General features: G+C 60.9%; 20 protein-coding genes. 13 read left to right on the forward strand and 7 right to left on the reverse strand.

The window, feature by feature from the left end; all coding sequences use genetic code 11:
• The first annotated feature begins 31 nt into the window (after positions 1 to 31).
• A complete protein-coding gene (locus tag ACGYK9_RS16360; protein ID WP_136340203.1) occupies positions 32 to 1396 on the forward strand; it encodes a TetR/AcrR family transcriptional regulator in 1365 nt (454 codons plus the stop codon).
• Here the strand turns inward: ACGYK9_RS16360 and ACGYK9_RS16365 are convergent.
• Genes ACGYK9_RS16365 through ACGYK9_RS16390 form a run of 6 tightly spaced genes read right to left on the reverse strand, consistent with a single transcriptional unit; the run spans position 1378 to position 6361 of the window.
• Entirely contained in the window at positions 1378 to 1779 is a 402-nt protein-coding gene (locus tag ACGYK9_RS16365; RefSeq protein ID WP_028093915.1) for a PaaI family thioesterase, read from the reverse strand. The two genes, ACGYK9_RS16360 and ACGYK9_RS16365, sit on opposite strands and share 19 nt — an antisense overlap.
• Entirely contained in the window at positions 1779 to 2261 is a 483-nt protein-coding gene (locus ACGYK9_RS16370; RefSeq protein ID WP_027264417.1) for a PaaI family thioesterase, read from the reverse strand. Before ACGYK9_RS16370 ends, ACGYK9_RS16365 begins: the two co-directional genes overlap by 1 nt.
• Before the next feature lie 12 nt (positions 2262 to 2273).
• Positions 2274 to 3077 carry an enoyl-CoA hydratase-related protein gene (locus tag ACGYK9_RS16375; RefSeq protein ID WP_152467137.1) on the reverse strand — a complete coding sequence of 268 codons (804 nt, stop codon included), beginning with the start codon at positions 3075 to 3077 and terminating at the stop codon, positions 2274 to 2276.
• Positions 3070 to 3924 carry an SDR family NAD(P)-dependent oxidoreductase gene (locus ACGYK9_RS16380; protein WP_057796873.1) on the reverse strand — a complete coding sequence of 285 codons (855 nt, stop codon included), beginning with the start codon at positions 3922 to 3924 and terminating at the stop codon, positions 3070 to 3072. Before ACGYK9_RS16380 ends, ACGYK9_RS16375 begins: the two co-directional genes overlap by 8 nt.
• A 9-nt stretch (positions 3925 to 3933) precedes the next feature.
• Positions 3934 to 5133 carry an acyl-CoA dehydrogenase family protein gene (locus ACGYK9_RS16385; protein WP_152467138.1) on the reverse strand — a complete coding sequence of 400 codons (1200 nt, stop codon included), beginning with the start codon at positions 5131 to 5133 and terminating at the stop codon, positions 3934 to 3936.
• 13 nt (positions 5134 to 5146) lie between these two features.
• Positions 5147 to 6361: an acyl-CoA dehydrogenase family protein gene (locus ACGYK9_RS16390; protein WP_152467198.1), complete on the reverse strand. Its 1215-nt coding sequence runs from the start codon at positions 6359 to 6361 to the stop codon at positions 5147 to 5149.
• Between the two features lie 139 nt (positions 6362 to 6500).
• Between ACGYK9_RS16390 and ACGYK9_RS16395 the strand changes: the two genes are divergently transcribed.
• The 5 genes from ACGYK9_RS16395 to ACGYK9_RS16415 are packed head-to-tail and all read left to right on the forward strand — an operon-like array spanning position 6501 to position 12702.
• On the forward strand, positions 6501 to 7286 hold the full coding sequence (locus ACGYK9_RS16395) for an enoyl-CoA hydratase-related protein (RefSeq protein ID WP_043753629.1): 786 nt from the start codon (positions 6501 to 6503) through the stop codon (positions 7284 to 7286).
• A 21-nt stretch (positions 7287 to 7307) separates the two neighbouring features.
• Positions 7308 to 9107, forward strand: coding sequence for an acyclic terpene utilization AtuA family protein (locus ACGYK9_RS16400; RefSeq protein ID WP_152467139.1), 1800 nt, complete (start codon positions 7308 to 7310; stop codon positions 9105 to 9107).
• Between the two features lie 12 nt (positions 9108 to 9119).
• Positions 9120 to 10589 carry an acetyl/propionyl/methylcrotonyl-CoA carboxylase subunit alpha gene (locus tag ACGYK9_RS16405; protein ID WP_136340206.1) on the forward strand — a complete coding sequence of 490 codons (1470 nt, stop codon included), beginning with the start codon at positions 9120 to 9122 and terminating at the stop codon, positions 10587 to 10589.
• Positions 10589 to 11092: an acetyl-CoA carboxylase biotin carboxyl carrier protein subunit gene (locus ACGYK9_RS16410; RefSeq protein WP_232237131.1), complete on the forward strand. Its 504-nt coding sequence runs from the start codon at positions 10589 to 10591 to the stop codon at positions 11090 to 11092. Before ACGYK9_RS16405 ends, ACGYK9_RS16410 begins: the two co-directional genes overlap by 1 nt.
• Positions 11093 to 11094: 2 nt before the next feature.
• On the forward strand, positions 11095 to 12702 hold the full coding sequence (locus tag ACGYK9_RS16415; RefSeq protein ID WP_043753618.1) for an acyl-CoA carboxylase subunit beta: 1608 nt from the start codon (positions 11095 to 11097) through the stop codon (positions 12700 to 12702).
• Between the two features lie 111 nt (positions 12703 to 12813).
• On the opposite strand, the gene ACGYK9_RS16420 is transcribed toward ACGYK9_RS16415, so the two are convergent.
• Positions 12814 to 13425: a transferase hexapeptide repeat family protein gene (locus ACGYK9_RS16420; RefSeq protein WP_043753615.1), complete on the reverse strand. Its 612-nt coding sequence runs from the start codon at positions 13423 to 13425 to the stop codon at positions 12814 to 12816.
• Positions 13426 to 13678: 253 nt separating this feature from the next.
• Between ACGYK9_RS16420 and ACGYK9_RS16425 the strand changes: the two genes are divergently transcribed.
• The 7 genes from ACGYK9_RS16425 (at position 13679) to ACGYK9_RS16455 (ending at position 22098) form a co-directional block, all read left to right on the forward strand.
• The gene (locus ACGYK9_RS16425) at positions 13679 to 14863 is read left to right on the forward strand and encodes a lipid-transfer protein (RefSeq protein WP_152467141.1); all 1185 of its coding nucleotides are present in this window, start codon (positions 13679 to 13681) and stop codon (positions 14861 to 14863) included.
• A gap of 24 nt (positions 14864 to 14887) precedes the next feature.
• On the forward strand, positions 14888 to 15718 hold the full coding sequence (locus ACGYK9_RS16430) for an SDR family NAD(P)-dependent oxidoreductase (RefSeq protein WP_027264429.1): 831 nt from the start codon (positions 14888 to 14890) through the stop codon (positions 15716 to 15718).
• Between the two features lie 180 nt (positions 15719 to 15898).
• The gene (locus ACGYK9_RS16435) at positions 15899 to 16528 is read left to right on the forward strand and encodes a TetR/AcrR family transcriptional regulator (protein WP_197918523.1); all 630 of its coding nucleotides are present in this window, start codon (positions 15899 to 15901) and stop codon (positions 16526 to 16528) included.
• A gap of 4 nt (positions 16529 to 16532) precedes the next feature.
• Complete coding sequence (locus tag ACGYK9_RS16440; RefSeq protein ID WP_043753606.1) at positions 16533 to 18131, forward strand: acyl-CoA carboxylase subunit beta; 1599 nt, start codon at positions 16533 to 16535, stop codon at positions 18129 to 18131.
• 9 nt (positions 18132 to 18140) lie between these two features.
• The gene (locus tag ACGYK9_RS16445) at positions 18141 to 18935 is read left to right on the forward strand and encodes a crotonase/enoyl-CoA hydratase family protein (protein WP_028288551.1); all 795 of its coding nucleotides are present in this window, start codon (positions 18141 to 18143) and stop codon (positions 18933 to 18935) included.
• Positions 18920 to 20935, forward strand: coding sequence for a biotin carboxylase N-terminal domain-containing protein (locus ACGYK9_RS16450; protein WP_276155040.1), 2016 nt, complete (start codon positions 18920 to 18922; stop codon positions 20933 to 20935). Before ACGYK9_RS16445 ends, ACGYK9_RS16450 begins: the two co-directional genes overlap by 16 nt.
• Positions 20932 to 22098 (forward strand): acyl-CoA dehydrogenase family protein, encoded by a 1167-nt coding sequence (locus tag ACGYK9_RS16455; protein WP_152467144.1) that lies wholly within the window; start codon positions 20932 to 20934, stop codon positions 22096 to 22098. The genes ACGYK9_RS16450 and ACGYK9_RS16455 overlap by 4 nt, the downstream gene beginning before the upstream one ends.
• Positions 22099 to 22112: the final 14 nt, after the last annotated feature.

Below are 22112 nucleotides of genomic sequence, written 5' to 3' on the forward strand. Positions count from 1 at the left end.
CAGTCTCGTGTCCCGCAAGTATCGAAATGAAATGGTACACAAGACTGACCCCCCCAGGACACTGAGCGAAGACTTGAGCAAGTCTGAGAGGACACGTGAGGGTATCCTTTCGGCGGCTGCGCGACTTTTTCGGTATGAAGGCTATCACGCAACGACTATGCGCGACATCGCGCAGGAAGCTGGCATTGAGGCCGGCAGCATTTATTATCATTTTCAATCCAAGGACCAGATTCTGAGCGAAGTTCTCGATCTTGGCGTCCGTCAACTATATCAGGCGGTCAGTGAAATCGTTCGGTCGGCACCGACAAGTTCGGAGGATTTTCGCAAGACTTTCGGACTGCTGATTGAAACACACCTTGCCTACCTATTGACCGACAGCGACTTTACGTCAGCCAATATTCGGAACTATCCGATGTTGTCGGACGAAACACGCGCCCCGCATCGCGAATTGCGTGCATCATATGCGGGTGCCTGGGGCAAATTCCTGAATGACGCCAAACGCGCCGACCACCTTCGAAGCGACATATCCACTGCTGTGATCCGCCAGTTCATCCTGAGTGCCATGAACTGGACCGTAGAATGGTACGATGTCGACTCGTATCCGGTGCGCATACTCGCGGAACGAATGAGTAAGCTGATACTTGACGGAATGTGTCCACATCGCAAGGCGGATACCGAAGGCTTGAAGCTGTGCCCCGCCACTACCGCCAAAACCCCGGATCCCGACAGCAAGGCGGCTAAGACCCGTGCAGAAATTCTAAAGGCCGCAGCGCGCGTTCTGAGGGACAATGGCTACAAGGCGACCACGCTGAGAAAGATCGCGGAAGAAGCGGACATGAAAGCGGGCAGCGTCTATTACCATTTCAACTCCAAAGAAGCGATCGTTGACGAAGTTCTAAACGCCGGACTGAGGGACTTGCTATCAGGTGTCGAAGCCGCCGTTCGGAAATTCGATGCCCCGTACGATCATCACGCCAAGATAGCGACTGCAATCTGGGCGCACCTGGATTTCCTCTTCAAGGCAAGTGAATTCACCTCGGCGAATATCAGAAGCTATGGAATGCTCCCCAATCATTTCAGGGAGAGGCACAGGGGTATTCGCCATGAGTATGGAAAACTCTGGGATCGGATACTCCGTGAAGCTCAGGACGACGGTGCCATACGGTCGGATATCAAGATCGTCCCCTTGCGCCAAGTGATGTTGGGTGCCTTAAACTGGACGGTGGAATGGTTCGACCCGAACAAGGCAGGAGTGGAAGGATATCTATCACTGCCTGAATTCTCCAGCATGCTCATCAATCTGCTATTGGAAGGCATTTGTAACCGGGAAGCGACCCCGTCCACAGGACAAGGTAGCCCTGAAAGCGGTTGCCCCGGTCAGACCAGAAGGAAGTGATACAGCCCTTCGGCAACCGCCTTTTCCCGATCCGTCTGCCAGCTGAGCACGCTGACGCTTGCCATCCGCTTGCCTTTGCGCGTGACGTTAGCGCGCGCAAAAAGCGGTCCCTTCACACCGGGTCTGAGGTAATCGACGGTCAGGTTGATCGGCTTGGCCGGAACGTCGGCGAAATCGGGCTGTACCGCGATGGCGGCAGTGGCCTCCATAAAACTCGCGATTATGCCGCCATGGTAGTACTCCATGATCGGGTTACCGATATGGCGGTCATCAAAGGTCATTTCCGCCTCAGCATGGAGACTGTCTAGACTTCTGACCTCAAAGTTGAGAAATCGGAAGAACGGCACCCGGGATACATTGGCATTGACAGTTTGCACGTCCATCACGAGGTTTTTCCTTTTGTCATTGCGTCAAACAGGCTGGTTTCGCCGCGCGTCAATGCAAACGAGGCGGTTCCCCTAGCTATTTCAGCATCCTCATGGCCCGCGAACCAGACGCTGCCGGAATTGAAGGCGATGTGGCGGGTCTTGCGAAAACAATGCGCTTGAACGATGACATCCGCGCGCGAACGGGCCGGGCGCAGGTAATCAACTCTGAGGTCAAGAGTGGCCATGGTACTGACGCCTTCGATGGCAACAAAGTTCGCCAGTCCAAAGACACTGTCCAGAAGTGCCGTCAGGATACCACCGTGGAGCAGCGATTGTTCCGCATCGACGCAAAAGTCCGGATTGAACGGCATCCGAACCCGAACACCTTCCGTCGAGACCTCTTCGATCTCAAGCGCCATATGCGTTATCAGACCCTTGCCGCGCGCATTCCACATCTGCGCGATTTGCTCCATCTTCTTTTGGGTGATGTCTGACATGCGATCTTTCCTTTAACGCCCCGTGAAATTGGGTTTTCGTTTTTCGACGAACGCAGCAACCGCCTCGTGGTGGTCTTCGGTCTGATGCATGAGCGCCTGATAGGCCGCCGCGGAATTCAGGAAATCCGGCAGGTCCATCCGTTCGGCATTGCGCATCAGACGCTTGGCGACCCGCACCGCGCGCGGCGGTTTCGCGGCGATGACAGCGGCCCGTTCACGGGCCCGTTCCATCAATTTTTCATGAGGCACAAGTTCAAGCACCATACCAAGCTCCAGCGCTTCCTTGGCCTCGACCATGCGCCCCGAGAAGGTCAGATCGGCGGCCTTCTGGTGGCCCAGACGACGCAACAGGAACCAGCTGCCCGCATCGCCCGGAATGATTCCGAGATTCAGAAACACCTCGCCGAACCTTGCTTTTTCTGACGCGATGCGCATGTCGCACATCATGGTCAGGTCGCACCCCGCGCCCACCGCCGGGCCGTTGACTGCGGCGATCGTCGGAATATCCATGTTGTAGAGCGCAAGCGGCAGCCGCTGCACCCCATCAACATAACTCTGCGCCGCCGCCAGCGGCTCCTTGCGGAACACGCTGTCGGGATCGTTCATCTCCTTGATGTCCCCGCCTGCACAAAAGGCCGGGTCGGCCCCGGTCAGGATCATCACGCTGACCTGAGGATCGGCCTGCACCTTGGCGAAGGTCTCCAGAAGGGCAGCGATCATGTCGTTGCCGGTGACCGGGTTGCGCCGCTCGGGGTCGTTCAGCGTAACCGTAGCGATCCTGTCGGAAATCTCCAGAAGGACGGGCTGTTTATTCATTCTTGCCATCTCCCCGTTCGCGTTTCTCGAACATCGCGGGGTTGATCATGTCCCGCGCGTCATGACCCATATGCAAGGTTTCACCGCCGTCTACATAAATGTCTTCTCCGGTGATGAAACCGCCAAGTTTCGAGGCCAGGAAAATGATCGTGCCTGCGATGTCCTCGGCCGCCCCCATCCGGTTTAGCACCGAGCGGTTCAGCTTTTTCCACTGTTCCGGCGGAATCGGATAGCGGCCAAGCGCATCGGTCTTGATCGTGCCCGGCGCGACACAGTTCAGCCGGATGCCGTACTCGCCCCATTCGGCGGCCAGCGTTTTCATCATGCCCGTCACACCGGCGCGGGCGGCGACGGTGTGTGTAAAGCCGGTAAGCGCGGTGCGCGCAGAGATGGCGGTGACAAACACAACCGATCCACCATTGTCGTACATGAAGTGATCCGCCGCTGCCCGGGTCATCTGCCAAGATCCGATCAGGTTGTTGCGGATCACGGCTTCGAAGCCCTTGTTGGTGATATCGCGGGCGGCCGCGATATACTGGCCGCCGGCATTGTTCACCAAAACATCCAACTGCCCATAGTGGTCCTTGATCCGCCCCATCGCAGCTTCGATACTGTCTTCGTCGCGGGTGTCTCCGGGCACGACAAAGGCCTCGCCCCCCGCCGCCCGGATCATTTCGGCGGTCTCTTCCAGCGGCTCTTCGCGGCGCGCGAACAGCGCAAGCCTTGCCCCGCAAGCGGCCATTTCGATCGCCGTCGCCCGGCCCATTCCAGATCCGGACCCCGTGACCAGGGCAACTTGACCCGCCATGAGATCCGACGCGTAACGCCTTGATTTCGCTTCGCTCATGTTCCGCCCCTAGTTCTTCAGCAATTCGCCAGAGATGATGAGTTTGCGAACCTCCTGGGTGCCTGCGCCGACCTCAAGCACGCGACCGGTCCGGTATAGCCGGTTCACTTCTGTATCACGCATGTAACCCGAGCCGCCGTGAATCTGGACAGCTTTGTCCAGCACGAAGGATGTCGCCTCAGCGGCCTTGTAGATCGCCGCAGCGGTGAGCTTGTGTATTTCGCCGCGCCCGCCTTCGCCCTCTTCGAGGCCTTCACACATGGCAGCGGTGCGCAAGGACAGGCTCCGCGCGGCCTCGATCTGCGTATACATGTCGGCCAGCATCGCCTGAACCATCTGAAAACTGGCGATCGGTTTGCCGAATTGCTGGCGTGTCTTGGCGTAATCGATGGAAATATCCAGCGCCCGCTGCGCAATGCCCAGAGCGTTGAAACAGACGATGGCACGTTCCAGATCAAGTCCGGACATGGTAACGGCAACCCCGCCATCCAGCTTGCCGACCATGTTTCTGGCCGGAACACGGCAATCTTCGAATACCAGTTCGCCCGTCGGCGAGCCCCGGAATCCCATCTTGTTCAGCTTCTGCGCCACCTTGAAACCGGGCGTGTCGGTTTCCACGATAAAGGCGGAAATGCCCTTGGCCCCTTTTTCGGGCGATGTCTTGGCATAGACCAGCACCAGATCGGCAATCGGCCCATTGGTGATGTAGATCTTGGCGCCGTTCAGGATGTAGTCGTCGCCATCCTTTTTGGCCGTGGTCCGCATCGAGCCAAGCGCATCAGACCCCGCGCCGGGTTCGGTCAGACCCAGGGCACCCACCAGCGTGCCGTCGCACAGACCTGGCAGGTATTTTCGGCGCAACTCGTCATTGGCGTTGCGATAGATATTATTGACGCAGAGGTTGTCGTGCGCCACATGGGTCAGTCCGATGGCCGCCGAGGCGCGCGACATTTCCTCGGTGATGATACAGGCCGAGGTAAAATCGAGCCCGGCACCGCCGAATTCCGTCGGCACGTTCAGTCCCAGGTAGCCCATTTCGCCCAGCTTGGGGAAAACCGAAGACGGCAGGTCATCAGTATCGTCCATTTCCGCATTCAGATGGTGGAATTCGGACATGAAGAACTTGCCGGCCTGATCGGCCAGGGCCTGCTGTTCGTCCGTCATGAAATGTGTTGGCAGAGCGGTGTCGTTGCGCAGTTGCTTGTTCATTGTCTCGTCCCCCTCAGGCGCGCAAAAGTTCTTCGGCAATGATGATCTTGCGGACTTCGCTTGTTCCCGCGCCGATCTCCAACAATTTGTTGGCGCGGAACAGCCGGTTGATCTCGGTGTCCTGCATGTAGCCAGAGCCACCATGAATATGACAGGCTTCGGTCACCGCCTTGTTGAATGCCTCGCCTGCGTAAAGACAGGCCGCCGCGGTCAGTTTGTGGATTTCGCCACGGCCCCCGGCCCCTTTTGGTAGGCCCGTACAGGCGGCCAGTGCCCGATAACCGAATGCGCGCGCGGTTTCGACCTCGGTGTAGATCTCGGCCAGTTTCGACTGCATCATCTGGAAACTTGCAATCGGTTTGCCGAATTGTTCGCGAATCTTGGCGTATTCCAGCCCTAGTTCCAGGGCGCGTTCGGCCATGCCAACGCAGACTGAGGCAACCATAGCACGCTCCAGATCCAACCCGCTCATTACCACCGAAACGCCGGTGTTTTCCGGTCCAACCATGGCGGATGCGGGTACGCGGCAATCCTCAAACACCAGTTCTCCGGTTGGCGAGCCGCGAAAGCCCATCTTGTCAAGCTTTTGCGCCACCTTGAAACCGGGATTGTCCGTCTCGATGATGAAAGCAGAAATGCCCTTGGCGCCCTTCGACTTGTCGGTTTTGGCATAAAGCAGGATCACATCGGCAATGGGGCCGTTGGTGATGTAAATCTTCGAGCCGTTGATGACATAATCATCACCGTCGCGGCGGGCAGTTGTGGCCATGGATCCGAGCGCATCGGATCCCGCACCCGGTTCGGTCAGGCCCAAAGCACCAACCAGCTCGCCCGAGCAAAGGCCCGGCACGTATTTCTTCACATGCTCTTCGGATCCATTGCGCAGCAGGTTATTCAGGCACAGGTTGTCATGCGCCCCGTGTGAGAGGCCCACAGCCGGATTCCACTTCGAAATCACCTCGGACACCAGCGCCTGGGTGAACTCGTTCTGTCCCGATCCGCCAAGCTCTTCGGGTGCGGTAATCCCCAGCAGGCCCAGCTCGCCCATCTGCTTGAACAGATCATCGGGCCACCATTCCTCGTCATCCATACGCGCTTGCAGTGGGTGTAGCACCTCGCGCGACACCCGATCCACGTGATCGACGATCTGCCGTTGCTCATCAGTCAAAGAATAGTTCGCCCTGATGGCTTCCAGATCAGCCGAGATGGCCTCACTTTGAGTGGTCATATCATCCTCCCGAAAAATGTCGTCCGCCGTGTTGACCAAAATCAAACATATGTTAGAAAATAGATCAAGCCAAGCTTTTGACGACCTGACGTAAGAAAGCGCGGTGTCCTGCAATACAGAGGGGGGGGGAGCTTCGGAAATGACTGAGAGCGTTGTTCAATCGCAGGCGCTCGGCAAAGAAGTGCGTATCACGATTCGACGTCCTGACAATCGAAATGCCCTCAACCGTGAGGTCGCAGACGGGATCATGGCCGCCATATGTGCTGCCGAGAGGGACAGCGATTGCCGCGTGATCGTTCTGACCGGCGAGGGCGAGCGCGCCTTCTGTGCCGGGGGCGACATCAAGGCGGGGGCGGATGGCGGCCCGTTTGTTCAGGATCCGGCGGACCCGGATCATTTTGCCGGAAGGTTGTTCGAGACGATACAGGCGTGCCGAAAGCCAACGATCGCGCGCATCAATGGCGTCGCTATGGGGGCAGGAGCGGGCATCATCTGTGCCTGCGATCTGGCTGTGATGGCGGATCATGCTCGCATCGGAACGCCGGAAGTGAAGGTGGGTCTGTTTCCCATGACGATCGTGCCACCCATGATGCGCGTGCTGCCCCGGCGGAGGCTGATGGAGATGTTCATCACCGGCGTTCCTCTGACGGCCGAGGAAGCCCTGCAGTTCAATCTGGTCAACTATGTGACCGATGCCGCGGGGCTGGACGACAAGGTTGCAGAACTGGTTGCCCAGATCGCCGCGCAGTCGCCGAGCGCGATCCGGCTGGGAAAATACGCCTGTCACGCGATGGAGGACATGACCTATCCGCAGCAGATGCGGTTTGCAGAAACACTGTTACCGCGTGTGGCGCAGACCGAAGACGCGCGCGAAGGCTTTGATGCCTTTATTGAGAAGCGCAAACCCGAATGGACGGGCCGCTGATCAAACGGGGAGGAGAGGAATATGTCGGAACGAAAGCTGCGCATCGGATGCGCGTCGGGTTTCTGGGGCGATACGCCGGAAGCGATCGGTCAACTGGTCTCAAAGGGCGAGATCGACTATCTGGTGTTTGACTATCTGGCAGAGGTGACAATGTCGCTGATGGCGCGGGCCCGCGCCAAAGCGCCCGAGTCGGGCTATGCGCCGGACTTCGTCAAGGCGCTGGCACCCTGGTTGTCGGATATCAAGGCAAAAGGGATCAAGGTCGTTGCCAATGCAGGGGGCGTGAACCCGCGTGGCTGCAGCGATGCGCTTGCCAAAGCCGCCGCCCAGGCCGGGATCGATCTGTCCGTCGGAGTCGTGCTAGGCGATGACCTGTTGCCCAGGGCCGATGAAATTCGCAAAAACGGTCAGACGGAAATGTTCTCGGGTGTCGCATTTCCAGATGATATCTGGAGCATGAATGCCTATCTGGGTGCCCGCCCCATCGCTGCCGCGCTGGATGCCGGGGCCGACATCGTGATCACCGGACGCTGCGCCGACAGCGCGGTCGCGCTTGGTCCCCTGATGCATGAATACGGTTGGGGCGACGATGACTGGGACAAGCTCAGCCAGGGATCGCTGGCCGGCCACCTGATCGAATGCGGCCCCCAGGGAACCGGCGGCAACTTCACCGACTGGCAGGACGTGCCGGGTTGGGACAATATGGGCATGCCCATCGTCGAGGTGTCCGAAGACGGCAGTTTCATCATGACCAAGACGCCTGACACCGGCGGGCTGGTCGTGCCCGGGTCAGTCGGAGAGCAGATGCTCTATGAAATCGGGGACCCGCGCGCCTACCTGTTGCCCGACGTGATCTGCGACTGGTCCGGGGTCACCCTGGAACAGGTCGGACCCGACCGGGTGCTGGTCAAGGGCGGCAGGGGGCTTGGGCGCACCGACAGCTACAAGGTGTCGGCGACCCATGCCGATGGCTGGCGCGCGGTCTCTACCCTGACACTGGCCGCGATTGACGCACCCGCCAAGGCCGAACGTGTGGCCGAGGCGATCCTGACCCGCTGTCGCCGGATTTTCCGCGACCGCAACATGGGAGATTTCCGGCAGGTCAGCGTCGAGGTGCTGGGGGCCGAGGCGGCCTACGGCGCAAATGCGCGCGCCCGGACCCGCGAGGTGGTGCTCAAGATCGGCGCGGTCCATGACGATCGCGCCGCGCTGAACATCTTTGCCGGCGAAATCGCACCGATGGCGATTTCGACCGCGCAGGGTCTGACCGGGTTCTTCGCCGGACGGCCAAAGGTGCAGCCGGTGGTCCGTCTATTTTCCTTCCTTCAGAGCAAGGCCGAAACCCCCGTCGCGGTCGAGGTCGACGGCAAGGATGTGCCCGTGAGCGTGGCCACTACGCCAGTCCACCTTGATCCGCCTGCCGCACCGCCCGCAGATAGCCGCGAGCCCGGTCCGGACGTTGTCAAGGTCCGCCTCGTCGATTTGGCCTGGGGCCGCTCGGGCGACAAGGGGGACATCGCCAATATCGGCATCCTCGCGCGCAAGCCGGACTACCTACCATATATCCGCTCGGCTCTCAGCGAAGAGGTGGTGAAGGACTATTTCGCCCATGTCTGCGACGGCAGGGTAGAACGGTTCGACTTGCCTGGAAGCCATTCGCTGAATTTCCTGTTGCATGAATCGCTTGGCGGTGGCGGCATCGCCTCGGTCCGCATAGACCCGCAGGGCAAAGGGTTCGCGCAGATGCTGCTTGATATCGAAATTCCCGTGCCAGCCGATCTGGCCGCACGTGACGGACTGAATGCCGCGGCCCGGAACTAAGAGGACGACACCATGACCATTTCGAAACTCCTGGTCGCCAATCGGGGCGAGATCGCGGCGCGCGTGTTGCGCACCGCTAAGGCCCGCGGGCTTGCGACTGCCGTGTTGCGTCATGTCGCCGAGCAAGAGGGGCCGGCGCATCTGATCGCAGATGAGGTCGTGATGATCGACGGCCCGACGCCCGTGGCCGCCTATCTCGATATTCCTCAGATCGTCGAAGCCGCCAAAGGGATCGGCGCGGACGCGGTTCATCCCGGCTATGGCTTTCTGTCAGAGAATGCCGGTTTTGTCGCGGCGCTGGAAAAAGCCGGAGTGACCTTTGTCGGCCCGACGTCCGAGGTCATCGACCTGATGGGGGACAAGGTCCGCGCCCGCGCCTTCGTCGAGGAACGCGGGTTTCCCGTCGCCCCCTCGGCCATCGAGGATGATGATCCGGCGAGCTTTGTCGAACGCGCCCGCGCCGTTGGCTATCCGCTGCTCATCAAGCCCTCGGCCGGCGGTGGCGGCAAGGGCATGCGCGTCGTACGCGAGGACAGCACGCTGGAGACCGAAATCGAAACCGCGCGCCGCGAAGGCGAACGATATTTCGGCGACGGGCGGCTTTTCGTCGAACGCTATATCGAACGCCCGCGCCATATCGAGGTGCAGGTGATGGGCGACGGACAGGGCAACGTGGTCCATTTCTGGGAACGTGAATGTTCGATCCAGCGCCGGTTCCAGAAGATTATCGAGGAAACGCCGTCACCGGCGCTGACCCCCGAGCAACGGGATGAGATCTGCGAGACCGCTGCCGGAATTGCCCGCGCCGTCAAATACCGCGGGGCAGGGACTGTCGAATTCATCTATGCACAGGATGGGGCCTTTTATTTCCTGGAAATGAACACCCGCCTTCAGGTCGAACATCCGGTGACCGAGATGGTAACCGGCTTTGATCTGGTTGCCGAGCAGCTGCGTGTCGCGGCGGGCGACGGGCTGAGCGCCGTGCAGGCGGATATTCCCCAAACCGGACACTCGATCGAACTGCGCATCTGTGCCGAGGATGCGACCGCCGATTTTCGCCCCGCGATCGGCAATATCCTGCTGCTGGACGAACCCCAGGGCGAGGGGATCCGCGTAGACAGCGGCATTCTGGATGGCGGCAAGGTAACGACCGACTTCGACCCGATGTTGTCCAAGCTGATCGTGCATGGCCCGGATCGCGCGCAGGCCATCGCCCGTGCCCGGAGCGCGGTGCAAAGCTATGTGATTCTCGGGGTAACGACCAACACCGGTTACCTGGATGCAATCCTTGCACATCCGGATTTCGCCTCTGGTGACGTTTCAACTGGCTTCCTGGCTGAACAATCCGAAACGCTAACCGCGCCGGGCGAAGATGTCTCTGACTTGCTGATAGCGGCGGCGGCCCTATCGGACGAGCGCCTGGTGAGTGACGTAATGCAGATACCGGAAATGTACCGCAAGATGGGTGGGTGGAGAAACTGATGCAACGGATTTTTCAGATCGACGGAGAAGAGACTGATTGCTGGCTGGGTCATGATGGCAGCCGGTTCGTGCTCAACACCCCCACTGGCGCTGTTGCCTGCCAATTGGATCCGACGGGTCTGCCGGGCGGTTACAAGCTGCGGGCCAAGGGTGTTGTGCGCGAATTGCGACTGGCCGTGGGGCCGGAAGCAACTTTTGTGCACATGGACGGGCGAACCTACGAAGTCGGGCGGGTTGATCCCGCCGAACGCCTGGCCGGAAGCGACGGTGGCGCGAGCGACGACCGATTGGTGGCGCCCATGCCGGGTGTCGTGGTGTCAGTTGCGGTTAAACCCGGCGATGCGGTTGAAGAAGGCCAGCCACTTCTGGTGATCGAAAGCATGAAGTTGGAAACCACACTGACGGCGCCGCGCGACGGGGTCGTTGCCGAAATGCCATTCGCCGAAGGCGACAGTTTTGGTCTGAAAGACATCCTGGCCCAATTGGCTCCGGAGGAGGAGTGACCATGCGCAGAATTGAAAGTCAGATCGACACCAATGCCGCCGACTACAAGGCAAATTTCGCCGCCATGTCTGAACGGCTGAAGGAATTCCACGCTCGCCAGCACGCGGCGCGTTTCGAACGTCCGCAACGCGATATCGACCGCCTCGCCCGCCAGAACAAACTGGGCGTGCGCGAGCGGTTGAAACTGCTGCTGGACCCCGGCACTCCGTTTTTGGAATTTTCAACCCTGGCGGCCTGTCGTGAATATGACGGGGTGGTGCCCGGCGCAGGCGTGGTTACGGGGATCGGCATCGTGCAAGGCCGCGAGGTCGCCATTCATGCCAATGATGCCAGCGTCAAGGGCGGTGCCTGGTATCCGCATACCGTGAAAAAGGTCGTGCGTCTTCTGGATGTCGCGCTGGAAAACCGTCTGCCGGTCATCCATATCTGCGACAGCGCGGGCGGTTTCCTGCCGCTGCAGCACGGGGTGTTTCCCGACCGGTATCTGGGCGGGCGGGTGTTCCGCAACCAGGTCAAGCTGAGCCAGGCCAATATCCCGCAGATTGCCGTGGTCGGCGGACACTGCACGGCTGGCGGTGCCTATGTGCCGACGCTGAGCGACTACAACATCATCATCGAAGGCACAGGCGCGATTTTCCTTGGCGGTCCCCCGCTGGTCAAGGCGGCTACCGGCGAAGAGGTCGGTGTTCAGGAGCTTGGCGGCGCGGTCATGCACACCTCGGTATCGGGCACCGGCGACTATCGCGCCGCGACCGAACAACACGCCTTTTCACTGGCGCGCGAGATTGTCAGCCAATGGATGCGCACCCCGAAAACGATCATCGAAACCGCCGCTTTTGAAGAGCCATACTACGACCCCAAGGAGCTTTATGGGATCATCCCCAAGGACCGGAAAACCCAGTTTGATATGCGCGAGGTTCTGGCGCGGATCGTCGATGGCTCGCGCTTTCACGAATACCAGCCCGACTATGGCACCACGATGGTTTGCGGCTTTGCCCATATCTGGGGTTACAAGGTCGGCATCCTTGCCAACAACGGGGTGCTGTTCAACGACAGTTCGCTCAAGGCAGCGCATTTCATGCAGTTGTGCAACCAGAACCGCACGCCTCTGGTCTTTTTCCAGAACATCACCGGCTATATGGTGGGCCGCGAATACGAAGAACGAGGCATCGCCAAGGATGGCGCCAAGATGCTGATGGCGCAGGGCGGCTCGGTCGTGCCGAAGTTTACCGTGATCGCCAATGCGTCTTACGGGGCCGGCAACTACGGGATGTGCGGACGGGCCTGGGACGCGCGCACGCTGTTCATGTGGCCCCAGGCCGAGATCGGCGTGATGGGGGCGGATCAGGCCGCAAATACCATGGCGGACGTCAAGATTCGGCAGCTTCAGCGCGAAGGCAAAGAGCTGACCGAAGAAGAAATCGCCGCGATCCGCGAACCGGTGCTGGAAAAATACAAGCGCGATGTCGAGGCTTATACCTCGACCTCGGAATTGTGGGACGACGGCATCCTCGATCCGGCGGACACACGCAACGCGCTTGGCATGTCGATTTCTGCCTCGCTCAATGCACCGATCGACGATCCGCACTACGGGATCTTCCGTCTGTAAAGGCTTGAGGGACGGCACACCGGGTCGGGGAGTGCCGTTCCGCGTCAAGGCGCTTCCATCTGGTGCTTTCGGAATCTGAAGTAGTCCTGACCGGTCCGGTTCCCGGACCGGTCAGGACGATGTCCGCCGCGCCTCCTGAATGGAGACGACGTCAGAGGCCGCCATGCCGGGCCGGTTTGCCTCGACCGCCTTCAGCGGCTCGACCGGCGTCAATCCGGCCAGACAGTCGCGCGCAAGTTGCTGGTATTCCGCGGTGCCGCGCGTTTTCCACGCGATTTCTTTCTCGCTGACCTCGCGGATCACCTTTGCCGGCGATCCCACCACCATCGAACGCGGCGGAATCACGGTTTCGCCACGCACAAACGCCTGCGCGCCGACAATCGATTCCGCCCCAAGCTCTACACCATCCATAATGACGGAATTCATTCCGACCAGAGCGTTCCGGCCCACTGTGCAACCGTGCAGGATCGCGCCATGGCCGATGTGGCCGTCGCTTTCCACCACGGCGTCGCGGCCGGGAAAGGAATGGATGATGCAATTGTCCTGAACATTGGCTCCATCCCCGATCACGATCCTGCCGAAATCGCCCCGCAAGCTTGCTCCGGGGCCGATGTAGCATCCATGACCCAAGATGACATTTCCGATCAGAACGGCCTGGGGGTGGACATATGTATCCTCGGGCACGACGGGTATAAAACCCTTGAACTCATAACAGTATGCCATTCCGACCACCTTTCGTAAGCTGAGTGCTAAACGCTTGTCAGCGGTTGCGCCGGGACCAGAATCCCTCAATTGTGCCGCCGATCAGGGCGTGTGGCCCGAAAACAAACACAAGTTAGAAAATAGCGCAAGCTCCCTACGTCACAGCTTGGCGATATTGACACTTCCCAAGGTTGGGATTTAAAATCTAACAAATGGTAGAAAATAGGCTGGCGGACCGATTAGGGTGGCCTGACCGAACTTGGGAGAGAGAGAAATGACAGACAAAGCCTATGTTGCAGGCGTTGGGATGGTCCCGTTCCAGAAGCCGGGAAAATCCGAAAGCTACGATGTGATGGCGACCGCTGCGACCCGGTCCGCTCTGGCAGACGCGGGGTTGGATTATGATAAAGTCCAACAGGCCTATGTTGGCTATGTCTATGGCGACAGCACCTGCGGTCAGCGCGCCCTGTACCATGTCGGAATGACAGGCATCCCGGTTCTGAATGTGAACAACAACTGCTCGACCGGATCGTCCGCCCTGTTCCTGGCCAGGCAGGCAGTTGAAAGCGGCGCGGTCGAATGTGCTCTGGCACTTGGGTTCGAACAGATGCAGCCCGGCGCAATCGGTGCGATGTTCCATGACCGGGTCAGCCCGTTTGCGGCATTCGACAGTGAAACCGACGATCTGGTTGGCCGTTCCGAAATCCCGCTGGCACTGCGGTACTTTGGCGGTGCGGGCAAGGCGCATATGGACGAGTTCGGCACACCCGTCGAGACCTTCGCCAAGATCCGCGCCAAGGCCAGCCGACATGCTGCGAAGAATCCGGTTGCCCTGTTCCGGCAGGAGGTGACGGCGGAAGATGTCATGGCCGCCCAGGTCGTCTGGCCCGGCGTCATGACCAAGCTCATGGCCTGTCCGCCAACCTGTGGCGCGGCGGCGGCGATCATTTGTTCCAAGGAATTCGCCGACAAGCACGGATTGGACAGTTCCGTTCGGATCGCGGCGCAGGCCATGACAACAGACGGACCGGAAACTTTCGAAGCCCATGACATGCGCGAAGTGGTCGGCTTTTCGATGGCCAAGCGCGCCGCCGATCAGGTTTACGAGGACGCGGGCATCGGGCCCGAGGACGTGGATGTGGTCGAACTGCACGACTGTTTCGCCCACAACGAGCTTATCACCTATGAGGCGCTTGGCCTTTGCGGTCGCGGCGAAGCGGCGAAATTCGTTGATGATGGCGACAACACCTACGGCGGAAAATACGTGACCAACCCGTCGGGCGGTCTTTTGTCCAAAGGCCATCCGCTTGGGGCGACCGGCCTAGCGCAATGTACCGAGCTCGTTCAGCAGCTTCGCGGCCAGGCAGATGCGCGCCAGGTTGATGGCGCACGTCTGGCGCTTCAGCACAATCTGGGCCTCGGCGGGGCCTGCGTCACCACGCTTTATGAAAAAGCCTGATAGCGCCTTTCGGGAGGAATCAATATGACTGGAAAACTCGACGGGCGCGTGGCGCTGGTCTCGGGCTCGGGCCGGGGCATTGGCCGCGAAATCGCTCTCAAACTGGCCTCGGAAGGGGCCCGGCTGGTGATCAACGATCTGGATGCGGATCCGGCCAATGAAACCGCCGAGGCGGTGCGCGCAATGGGAGCTGAGGCCGTGGTCTGTGCCGGCAGCGTCACCGAAGACGGTTTTGCCGAACGGTTCATCAAGACCGGCGTGGACAGCTTTGGCGGGTTAGACATCATCGTGAACAACGCAGGCTACACTTGGGATAGCGTCGTTCAGAAGATGTCCGACGAACAGTGGCAGGCGATCATCGACGTCCACCTGACGGCACCTTTCAAGATCCTGCGCGCTGCCCAGCCGGTGATCAGCGCCAAGGCCAAGGAAGAGGCCGCCGCCGGGCAAGAGGTGTTCCGCAAGGTGGTCAACATCTCGTCCATCGCAGGGACCGGCGGCAATGCTGGCCAGATCAACTATTCCGCCGCAAAGGCCGGTATCCTAGGGGTCACCCGGACGATGGCCAAGGAATGGGGCCGCTATAAGGTCAACGTCAACGCCGTCGCCTTCGGCCCGATTCGCACCCGCTTGACCGAAGGCAGCGCGGATGGCGACAGCACGATCAAGGTCGAAGAAAAAGAGATCAAGGTCGGCGTGAATCCCGATCTCCTGTCCCAGATGGAGCGCATGATCCCGCTGGGCCGGGTCGGCACTCCGGAAGAAGCTGCCGGTGCCGTCTATCTGTTCTGTGCGCCGGAATCGAACTTCATTTCAGGCCAGCACGTCATCTGCGGTGGCGGTTTCGTGATCTAAGGCATTTGCCTGGACCCGATGACGGGGTCCGGGCAAGCACATTAATGTCTGGGCGGCCTCTTGGCGGTCGCCAATGCGGAATTTTCCGCAAACTCTAGTCTGGCACGATCACGACGATTTACTCATTTGCGTTATTAACCTAACAGGCGTTAGTTAGGCGTTGGGGCGATACGAAAGTATATGGCACAAAACACGGCAATCAAAATCAACGAGACATCGCGCAGCGCGGTTGGACGGGATGGGGTGCTGGACATTGCCGCGCGGCTTTTCCGCGAACAAGGCTACGGGTCCGTTTCGCTCCGAAAAATTGCCGAGGCCGCCGGGATCAAGGCGGGTAGCATATATTATCATTTCGGTTCCAAGGACGAGATCGTCGCGGCCGTTCTTGATGCAGGGATTCGAGTCGTTCACGAGAGCATGAGAGACGCCGTCACCGACCTGCGGGCCGATGCCGACGGCGAAACGGTACTGCGCGCCGCGATCCGGGCGCATCTGCGCGCGCTTATTGATGTGAGCGATTATACATCGGCGAATGTGCGTATTTTCGGGCAGGTGCCGCAATCCGTCCGGGATGCCAACTTGCCCACGCGCAGGGCCTATGAGGCAGAGTGGGACAGTCTTCTGTCCCAGCTTAAGAAAGATGGCACGCTGAAGCAAGACGTCGATATCCGTCGCCTGCGCCTGATGCTGATCGGTACATTGAACGCCACGCTCGATTGGTTCGACCCGGACCGCGGTAGCGCCGATGCGTTGTCACGCACCTATGCCGATGTGTTCCTCAACGGGATACTCCAAAGACAGGATACCTGACTTCATGGCACGTCTTGAAACAGCGGTGCTGACCGCATCAGAGACCTACACCCGCAACCACGCCGCACAAAGCGAGCGCGTCGAAACGCTGCGTGCGCGGATCGCCGAAGCAACGGCTGGCGGCCGCCCCGATATGGTCGCGCGGCATCGCAAGCGCGGCAAGCTGTTGGTCCGCGAACGGATCGACCTGCTGGTGGATCCGGGCACTGCGTTTCTTGAGCTGTCGTCGCTTGCCGCCTACGGTCAATACGGGGGCGAGGTGCCCGGTGCGGGGATCGTGACCGGTATCGGGATCGTCCACGGGCTGCCCTGCGTTGTGATCGCCAACGATGCGACAGTGAAGGGTGGGTCTTTCTATCACGAAACCGTGCAGAAACACATCCGCGCCCAGGAAATCGCAGCCGAGAACCGGCTGCCCTGCCTCTATCTGGTGGATTGCGGCGGTGCCTATCTGCCAGAGCAGGACCGGGTTTTCCCCGATGCCCGCCATTTCGGCAATTCCTTTTATCGTCAAACCAACATGTCCGCGAGCGGCCTGCCGCAGATCTCGGCGGTCTTTGGAGGCTGCACGGCCGGTGGGGCCTATATCCCGGCCCTGTCGGACGAAGTCATCATGGTACGCGGCAACGCACGCATCCATCTGGGCGGCCCCTCGATCGTCAAGGTGGCGATCAACGAAGAGGTTGATGGAGAAACATTGGGGGGGGCCGAGATGCATTCGCGCGTCTCCGGTGTGTCTGACCATCTGGCCGAGGACGAGTATCATGCGCTTGCTCTGATGCGCGACATCGTATCCGAACTGGGCCTGTCGCGCCCGATGGGTCCCGATGCAACCTGCGCGCCGCCGGCGCGCAACCCAGAGGAACTGCTTGGCGTCATCAGCGCCGATCGCAAACAGCCCTATGACATGCGCGAGGTTCTGCTGCGCATGATCGACGCCGGCGAATTCCGCGAATTCAAGCCCGGATGGGGTGAGACGCTGGTCTGCGGCACCGCGCGGATTCACGGCTATCGAGTGGGCATTCTCGCAAATAATGGGGCGCTTGTGTCCGACAGTTCGCTCAAGGGCGCGCAATTCGTGTCGATGTGCGATCAACGCAACATCCCGCTTTTGTTCCTCCACAACATCTCGGGCTTCATGGTCGGCACCGAAGCCGAGCGCGGCGGCATTGCCAAAGACAGCGCCAAGCTGGTCTATGCCATGTCGGTTGCCAAGGTGCCGCGCCTGTCGGTCCTCTTGGGCGGCTCATACGGGGCAGGCAACTACGGCATGTGCGGACGTGGTTTCGCCCCGAATTTTCTCTTTGCCTGGCCCACGGCGGAACTGGCCACCATGTCTGCCGACATCGCCACAAATGTGATGCTGGAACTGCGCCGCCAGAAAGGGGGCGACCCGGGCAAGATGGAGGCCGACATGAAGCTGATCGAGGAGCAGGTTCGGGCCCAGTACGGTGAACAGTCCGATCCCTATTATGCCACCTCGCGGCTTTGGGATGACGGGCTGATCGAACCCGCGCAAACCCGCGATATCCTTGGCCTGTGTCTGGCCATCGTGACATCGGTGCCCGAAGCCGGTCGCCATACGCCTGTATTCAGAATGTGAGGCTTCAAGTTGACCAATACCTACAACACGATCCTTATCGAAACCGATGCGCGTGGCGTCGCCACGCTGACGCTCAACCGCCCCGACAAACACAATGCGCTGAATGGCGAATTGATCGCAGAGCTATACGATGCCGCCGAAAAGCTGGCTGCAGATGACGATGTGCGTATTGTGGTCCTGACCGGCGCGGGCAAGAGCTTCTGCGCGGGCGGCGATTTCAACTGGTTCGCCTCTAATGTCGAGAAAACCCGTAGTGAAAGGGTCGCACAAAGCGCCACGCTGGCGCGGCTGTTGCGCCGTCTTGACACGCTGCCCAAACCCTTGATCGGGAGGATCAACGGCCCGGCTTACGGTGGCGGTGTCGGCATGATCTCCGTCTGCGACTACACCATCGGCGCCGAAGGCGCGCGCTTCGGTCTGACCGAGGTAAAACTGGGCCTTCTGCCCGCGAATATATCGCCTTATGTGGTGGCCCGCATCGGCAAGGTGCATTCGCGTGAAACCATGCTGTCGGGGGCGTTGTTCGACACGGCCCGCGCCGAGCGGATCGGTCTGTTGACCGAGGTTGTCGCGCCGGGCGACCTGGACGCCACGGTGAACCGGGTGGTGCATGATCACCTTCAGGCCGCGCCGGGTGCCGTGGCCGATACCAAGGCGCTGATCGCCTATGTCGCGTCCCACGATCTGGAGACCAACATGATCTACACCGCCGACCGGCTGGCCGATGCGTGGGAGACTGAGGAAGGTATCGAAGGCATCAACAGTTTCATCAACAAGGGCGTTCCGTCATGGCGGGTGAAATGAGCTTCACCCGCGTTCTGATCGCCAACCGGGGCGAGATTGCCCGGCGCATCCAGCGCGGGTGCCGCAAACTGGGGCTCGAAAACGTAGCGGTGTTTTCGGACGCGGACCGCGACGCGCCCTTCGTGGCCGAGGCCGATCATGCCGTCTGCATCGGTGGGGCCGCCCCGTCGGACAGTTATTTGAACGTCGAGGCCATCCTTGAGGCCGCGCGGGCGACGGGCGCGTGTGCGGTGCACCCGGGCTATGGTTTTCTGTCTGAGAATGCCGGTTTCGCGGCGGCGGTCGAGGCGGCGGGCCTTGTGTTCATCGGGCCGGAACCCGACGCTATCGCGCGGATGGGCTCCAAGATCGAGGCCAAGGCTGCCGCCGAAGCCGCAGGCGTGCCCGTCCTGCCCGGCTATCGAGGCGAGGATCAGTCCGACGCGCGCCTGCTGCAAGAGGCCGAGGCGCTAGGCACCCCCTTTCTGGTCAAGGCCAGCGCCGGCGGCGGCGGACGCGGGATGCGGCTGGTCTCCGATCCGGGCGACGCACCCGAAGCGATTGCATCTGCCCGGGCCGAAGCGCAGAGCGCCTTCGACGATCCGGCGGTGTTCCTCGAACGCTATGCACCCCGTGCCCGCCACGTCGAAGTGCAGGTTCTGGGCGACACTCACGGCACCGTGCTGCATCTGGGCGACCGCGATTGTTCGCTGCAACGCAACCACCAAAAGCTGATCGAAGAAGCCCCCGCCGCCGATCTTCCCGAGGCTGTGCGCGACCGCATGCGTGCGGCAGCGGTGCGGTTGGCGCAGGCGATCGGCTATCGCTCCGCCGGGACGGTGGAATACCTCTATGACCCCGGGCGCGGTGAATACTACTTTCTGGAAATGAATACCCGGTTGCAGGTGGAACACCCCGTGACCGAGGCGATCACCGGCATCGATCTGGTCGAATGGCAGTTGCGCATCGCGCGGGGCGAGCCGCTGGCGCTGACGCAAGGCGATGTGCAGTTTGACGGGCACGCCATTGAAATCCGCATCGCCGCCGAAAACCCGGCCGAGAATTTCCGCCCCGAAACGGGCGAGATCAGCCTTTGGGCTCCGCCCGCCGGCGTGCGGCTCGATACCGGGGTCGAGGCAGGCTCGGTCGTCAGCCACCATTACGATTCGATGATTGCCAAGCTGATCGTCCACGCGCCGGATCGGGCCGGTGCGATCCGCCGGGCGGTTGTCGCAATGGATGCCTTTGCAGTCGGTGGCGTCGGTCTGAACCTGGCCTATCAGCGCGCGTTGCTGACACACCCGGATTTTGAGGCGTTCCGGCACCATACCTCAGGCCTGCCCGAGATGTTTCCAGGCGGCTGGACTGAACCGTCCGCTGATCCCCGGGACATGGCCCTTGCCGCGATGGCGCTGCATCTGCATCTCGCCCCGGCGGGCGCGTCGCCCTGGGAAAGCCTGGGGTCATGGCGGCTCACGGCCCCTGCGGGGTGGCCCGGTGCAGCATCCTATTGGGAGACGACCAAAGACGACCCGATCCGCGTAAACGGCTCCGGGTCGGTGTTGACAGCCGTACAACTGGACGGCCAGACCATCGCGGTCGAGAGTGCCGCCTTAACAGGATGCCGTCTGAGCGGACGCATCGACGGGGTTCCGTTTTCGCGCACCGCCTATGTCTCGCGCGCGCCGGGTCACTGGCGGGTGCACCTGCAAACCCCTGCCGGAATGACCGCGACAGACCTGCGCACGCTGGAAGACCAGCATCTGCAACGTGCCACCGGCGGGTCTGGCGTCGCTGACCTGTTGTCCGCACCCATGCCCGGCGCCGTTGCCGAGGTGCGTGTCGCACGCGGCGACCGCGTTAAAGCCGGTGACACGCTTGTGGTGCTTGAGGCCATGAAGCTGTTGCAAAGCCTGCCCGCGCCGGTCGCGGGCGTAGTGACGGAAATCTATTGTGCACCGGGCGACACGGTTGCCGGGCACGCCCCACTTATCAAACTCGATCCAGAGGAAAACACATGACCAGACAAGACAACATCACCGCGGCCTCCGGCCCGTTCAACGAAGACCTCAACTTGATCCGCGACCAGCTGCGCCGGTTCATCGAAACCGAGGTGACCGCCAAGGCCGAGCCCTGGGAGGAGGAGGGCATGGTGCCCCGCGACGTGCTGCGCCGGATGGGTGATCTCGGCGTTCTGGGGATGCGCTATGACGAACAGTATGGCGGCGCGGGGCTGGACGTGATGTCCAGCGTGGTTTTGGCCGAAGAGGTCGGGCGATCCACCTTCGGCGGATTCTCGGCCACGGTTCTGGTCCACACCGACATGGCCTCGCCGCATCTGGAAAACGCCGGCACGCCCGAACAGAAGGCGCGGTGGATGCCGTCGATCACCTCTGGCGAAATGATCACCGCCGTCGCCGTGACCGAGCCGGGCGCGGGCTCGGACGTGGCCGGCATGCGCACCCGCGCGGTGCGGGACGGGTCGGATTGGGTGCTGAACGGCACCAAGATGTTCATCACCAACGGCGTGCATGGCGATCTCTACTTTGTCGGCGCCAAGACCGATCCCGATGCCAAGGGGTCGCGCGGGATCACCATGTTTGCGGTCGAAAAAGGCACGCCGGGCTTTTCGGTCGGACGGGCGTTGAACAAGACCGGCTGGCTGTGCTCGGACACTGCCGAACTGATCTTCGAAGATGTCCGCATCCCGGCCGAAAACGTTCTGGGCGAGGTCAACCGCGGCTTCTATTCGGTGATGAAGAACTTCCAGAACGAACGCATCGTCCTGGGTGCGATGGCCTGTGCCGAAGCGCAAACCGCGCTGGACATGACCGTGGATTACGTCAAGCAGCGCAGGGCCTTTGGCGGCGTTCTGTGGGACAAGCAGGCCGTGCGCCAACGGCTGGCCGACTGTCAGACGCGGATCGCGGCAGGACGTCAGCTGGTCTATCACGCCGCCGGTCTGGATGCCGCGGGCGGTGACTGCGTGAAAGAGGTCTCAATGGTCAAAGCCTATTGCGGCGAACTGGTGAACAGCGTGCTTTATGACTGCGTCCAGTTTCACGGCGGCATGGGTTATATGCGCGAAACACCGGTGGAACGCATGTCACGCGATGCCCGTGTGCAGGCCATCGGCGGCGGGGCGAGCGAAGTCATGTTGGAAGAAGTCGCCAAGCGCATGTGAGCTTACTATCCAAA

Origin of the sequence: Sulfitobacter sp. 1A15258 (assembly GCF_043557045.1) — a bacterium.
Lineage (GTDB): Bacteria > Pseudomonadota > Alphaproteobacteria > Rhodobacterales > Rhodobacteraceae > Sulfitobacter > Sulfitobacter faviae.